This window comes from Amnibacterium sp. (assembly GCF_025463795.1).
In the GTDB taxonomy this organism is placed as follows: domain Bacteria; phylum Actinomycetota; class Actinomycetes; order Actinomycetales; family Microbacteriaceae; genus Amnibacterium.
This window is the reverse complement of record NZ_JAODBE010000148.1, coordinates 1-4,491: the sequence shown is the minus strand read 5'-3', so window position 1 is coordinate 4,491 and position 4,491 is coordinate 1. Positions and strand designations below refer to the sequence as shown.

The following is a 4,491-nucleotide window of genomic DNA, read 5'->3' as shown; positions in this document are numbered from 1 at the left end:
GTGCCGATCTAGCGCGCCCGGTGCGAGCGGCCGCGCCGGCGCGTCCGCGGTGAGCGCGAGGTGCGCGGTGAGGGCCGGGATGCCGAGCGCGGCGCCGAGGTCGAACGAGGCCGGGTCGGGCAGCCGTACGACCTGCCGGGCCGGCAGCACGACCAGCTCCTGGGCGGTGCCGTCCGGCCGCCGGTAGGCGGCGTCCCACACCCAGACCCGGTCGCCGACCGTGAAGGCGGTGCCGGCACCGACGGCGTCGACGGTGCCCGCCCCGTCCTGGTTCGGCACCTGGTCGCCCTGCGGATCCGTGCCGGCGCGGCTCTTCCAGTCCGTCGGGTTCACGCCGGACACGGCGATCCGCACCCGGACCTCCCCGGGCCCTGGCTCCGGGACCGGCCGGTCCTCGACGAGCTCGAGCACCTCGGGGCCGCCGGCGGAGCGGTAGACGATCGCACGCATGGCGGCATTCTGCGTGCCCGTTGCTGGGTCGGTGCCGATGGAACGCCCGAGTCGCGTCCGGCGGACGTTCGGCCCTGGCACACTCGGCACGTGGTGGTGCGGCTGATCGTGGCGGTGAACCCGGCGGCCGGGTCGGGGTCCGCCCCACGGCTGGCGGACACGCTGACCGCCCGGCTCGAGCGCGCCGGCCACGAGGTCTCGCGGGCGGAGGCGACCGACGGGGACGCCCTCGAGCGGCATCTGCGCAGCCGCGTCGCCCGCGAGGGGCCGGACGCCGTGATCGCCGTCGGGGGCGACGGCATGGTGCACCTGGTCGTCAACGCGATCGCCCGCTCCGACGCGGCGCTCGGCATCCTCCCCGCCGGCACGGGGAACGACGTGGCCCGCGGCCTCGGGCTCCCGTTCGACGACGCCGAGGCGGCGATCGACCGGATCGTGTCGTCGCTCGAGGGCGCCGAGCCGCGCACCCGCCCCGTCGACGCCGTCCGTACGAGCACCGGCCGCTGGTTCGCGGGCATGCTCTCCGCCGGGTTCGACGCCGCCGTGAACGAGCGTGCCAACGGCATGCGCCGGCCGCGCGGGCGCTCCCGCTACGTGCTCGCCGTGCTGCTCGAGCTCGCCCGCCTCACCCCCCACCGCTACCGCATCACCATCGATCGCGACGCCCGACAGGTCGACGCGGTGCTCGTCACGGTCGGCAACACGGCGAGCATCGGCGGCGGGATGCGGCTCACGCCGGACGCCGAGGTCGACGACGGGCTGCTCGACGTGCTCGTGGCGACGCCGCTGCCGCGGTGGCAGCTCGTCCGCCTGCTCCCGAGGGTCTTCACCGGCGAGCACGTGCACGACGAGCACGTCTCGATCGAACGCGGCCGGGTGGTCACGATCGACGTCGCGGACCGCCGTGCGCCGGTTCCGGTGGTCTACGCCGACGGGGAGCGGATGGGCAACCTGCCGGTCACGCTCGAGATCGTGCCGGCCGCGCTCCGCGTGCTCGTCTGAGGACGCTCGGGCGTCGAGTGTGTCGTCGCATGAAGGGCCCTCCGTGCGCCCGGCGGTGACCCTCCCTACCGTTGCGGCATGACGTTGCTCGCCCCGGTCGACACCGCGCTCCCGCTGCTGCCGGTGGTCGGCGCGGACATGCGGGTGCCGCTCGTCGGCGGGGGCGAGGCACGAGTCGTCGATCTCGACGTCGCCGCGACCGCGCCGGCCCTCCAGGTCGTCGCCGCGCACGTCGCCGACGTGCTGCCGCACCTCGGGAGCGTGCACCGCGGCGCCGGCTGGCGCAGCACCCTCGCCACCGCGGCCGTCGAGCAGGCCCGGCGCACCGTCGCCGGGCACCTCGGCGCGCGGCCCGACGACGCCGTCGTCTTCACGCGCAACACCACCGAGGCGCTCAACCTGCTGGCGTCGGCGGTGCCCGGGTCGGTGCTGGTGCTCGACATCGAGCACCACGCGGACCTGCTCCCGTGGCAGCGCGCGGCCGGCGGCTGCACCGTCGTGCGGGCCGCGGCGACGATCGACGGGACACTCGACGTGCTCGCCGCCGCGCTCGCGGAGCACCGACCCGCGCTGCTCGCCGTCACCGGCGCCTCCAACGTGACCGGCGAGGTGCTCCCGCTGCCGCGGATCGCGGCCCTCGCCCACGCCGCCGGGGCCCGGCTCGGCGTGGACGGCGCCCAGCTCGTGCCGCACCGCCGCGTGGACCTCGCGGCGACCGGGATCGACTACCTCGCCTTCTCCGGCCACAAGGCCTACGCGCCGTTCGGCGTCGGCGCGCTGCTGGGCAGGGCCGACTGGCTGGACGCCGCCCGGCCGCACCTCGCAGGGGGCGGCGCCGTCCAGTCGGTGACGGTAACCGGATCCGACGCCGTGCCGGTCTGGCGGCTCGGGCCGGACCGGCACGAGGCCGGCACGCCGGACACCATCGGGGTGCTCGCCCTCGCGCGGGCGCTGACCGAGCTCGGGGCCCTCGACCCCGAGGCGTGGACGGCGCACGAGCGCGACCTCCGCGAGCGGCTCGTCGGCGGCCTCGCCGCCGTGCCAGGGGTGACGGTGCTCGACCTGTTCGACGACGCCCTCGAGCACGTCGGCGTCGTCGCGTTCACCATCGAGGGGCTCGATGCGCGGCTCGCCTCGCTCGCGCTCTCCGCGGAGTGGGGCATCGCCGTCCGCGACGGCGGCTTCTGCGCCCATCCCGCCCTCGCGCGCCTCACCGGGGGTCGGGCAGCGCTCCGCGCGAGCTTCGGGGTCGGCACGACGAGGGCCGACATCGCCGCGCTGCTCGGCGCCGTCGCCGCGCTCGCCGCGTCCGGTCCGCGCGGCCGCTACCTGCGGGACGCGGGCGGCTGGCGCGTCGTCGGCGACGACCGCCCCCGCCCGGACTGGGCCGTCGAGCCGACCGATCCGCGCGCCTGCGCGGCCTCGTGACGGCACTTCAGGTGCGCTGGGTCGCCGCTGACGACCCTCTGCTCGCTCCGCTCGTCGACGCCCTCGCCGAGGACTACGACGCCCGCTACGAGCCGACGGACGGCGTGCCCTCGAGCGCCGAGCTGACCCGGTATCCGGCCGCGGCCTTCGCGCCCGAGCATGGCGGCGGGTTCGTGGCGCTCGTCGAGGACGGGATGCTCGTGGCCGGGGGAGCGCTGAAGCGGGGACGGGAGGGGCCGGACGGCCGCCCGCTCGCGGAGTTGAAGCGCATGTGGACGTCGCCCGCCCACCGGCGCCGCGGCCTCGCCGGACGCGTGCTCGCCGAGCTCGAGCAGCGCGCGGCCGATCTCGGCTACACGGGCCTCGAGCTGACGACCGGTGCCAGGCAGCCGGAGGCCGTCGCCCTCTACCTCCGGCACGGCTGGGCCCCGGACTTCGATCTCGCCGCGGACTGGGAGGTCGTCTCCTACCTGCGGTTCACGAAGCCAGCACCGCCGCGGCGCTGAGCACGAGGTCCTCCGCCGGCAGCGCGGCGTCGAGCAGGGCCACGAGCCGGTCGTGCACGGGGGCCGTGCCTGCGCCGAGCCGCAGCGTGCGGCCCCGCACCAGGGACGCGGCGTGCAGCGCTTCGACGGCGAGGATCTCGAGCACCAGGTCGGCGCTGCGCTGCCCGGCCTCCGCGGCCGTCCACGCGAACGTCGCGTAGTCCTCGACGACGGAGAGCGGCGCCCCGCCGAGGGTGACGGGCGCGGCGAGCGCGCGGAGCTGCGCAGCGGCCGCCGCGGCGGTGTAGGCGAGCAGCCCGGGGATCCCGGCCGCATCGGCCGCCCGCAGCGGCGCGGCGAGGCCGGACAGCACCGAGATCCGCCGCTCCGCCACGGCCCCGAGATGGGCGAGGGCGATCCGCGCCCGTTCGAGGTCGAGGGCGAGCCCCACGGGCGCGAAGTTGCCGTTCGGCGTGATCGTGCCGGTCGCGGGATCCACGAGCGGGTTCTCCGGCCGAACCGCGAGCTCCCCGTCGACGGCGTCGAGCAGGTCCGCTGCGGTGTCGCCGATCGCGCCGTGCACCTGCGGAGCGCAGCGGAAGCTCAGCTCGTCCTGCACCGCCCGCTCCCGGTCCGGGTCCTCGAGGAACGACCCGGCGAGCGCCTCCCGGATCCGCGCGGCCGACAGGGCCCGGCCGTCCTCGCCGGCGTCCTCGTGCACGACCGCGCTGAAGGGGCCGAGGCCCCCGGAAGTCCGGTGCGCGGCCGCAGCCTCCAGCGAGTAGGCGACCGCGAGGTCAGCGGCCTCCGCCAGCGTCTCGAGCCGGCTGCCGAGCACCGCGGCGGAGGCGATCGCGAAGGCGTTCGTGTTGATCAGGGAGAGGGCTTCGTGCGCGGCGGGCTCGAGCGGCGCGATGCCGGCCGCCGCGAGCGCCTCGGCACCGGACGTGATCGAGCCGTCCTCACCCAGGACCGCGCCCTCACCGACGAGCACGGCCGCGACCGCGGCGTTCTGCACGAGGTCCGCCGCCCCCACCGAGCCGCGGTCCCGCACGAGCGGCACGATGCCGCGGTTCAGCAGCGCGACGAGCGCCTCGGCGACGACCGGCCGCGCGCCGGCCCCGCC

Annotated in this window: 5 protein-coding genes; 3 read left to right on the top strand and 2 right to left on the bottom strand. The window is 77.0% G+C overall.

What is annotated here, in order from left to right; genetic code table 11:
• Nucleotides 1-450 (bottom strand): alcohol dehydrogenase catalytic domain-containing protein (locus JWQ92_RS12705; RefSeq protein WP_297344827.1); only part of this gene is annotated, 450 nt, incomplete at its 3' end.
• A gap of 90 nt (nt 451-540) precedes the next feature.
• On the opposite strand from JWQ92_RS12705, the gene JWQ92_RS12700 reads away from it, so the two are divergent.
• The 3 genes from JWQ92_RS12700 to JWQ92_RS12690 all read left to right on the top strand — a co-directional run bounded on the left by JWQ92_RS12700 (nt 541) and on the right by JWQ92_RS12690 (nt 3,386).
• The gene (locus JWQ92_RS12700; protein WP_297344826.1) at nt 541-1,452 is read left to right on the top strand and encodes a diacylglycerol kinase family protein; all 912 of its coding nucleotides are present in this window, start codon (nt 541-543) and stop codon (nt 1,450-1,452) included.
• Between the two features lie 78 nt (nt 1,453-1,530).
• Complete coding sequence (locus JWQ92_RS12695) at nt 1,531-2,880, top strand: aminotransferase class V-fold PLP-dependent enzyme (protein WP_297344825.1); 1,350 nt, start codon at nt 1,531-1,533, stop codon at nt 2,878-2,880.
• Complete coding sequence (locus JWQ92_RS12690) at nt 2,877-3,386, top strand: GNAT family N-acetyltransferase (RefSeq protein WP_297344824.1); 510 nt, start codon at nt 2,877-2,879, stop codon at nt 3,384-3,386. The genes JWQ92_RS12695 and JWQ92_RS12690 overlap by 4 nt, the downstream gene beginning before the upstream one ends.
• Here JWQ92_RS12690 and JWQ92_RS12685 read toward each other — a convergent pair.
• The coding region (locus JWQ92_RS12685; protein WP_297344823.1) for an aromatic amino acid lyase at nt 3,358-4,491 on the bottom strand (1,134 nt) is incomplete at its 5' end. The genes JWQ92_RS12690 and JWQ92_RS12685 overlap by 29 nt on opposite strands.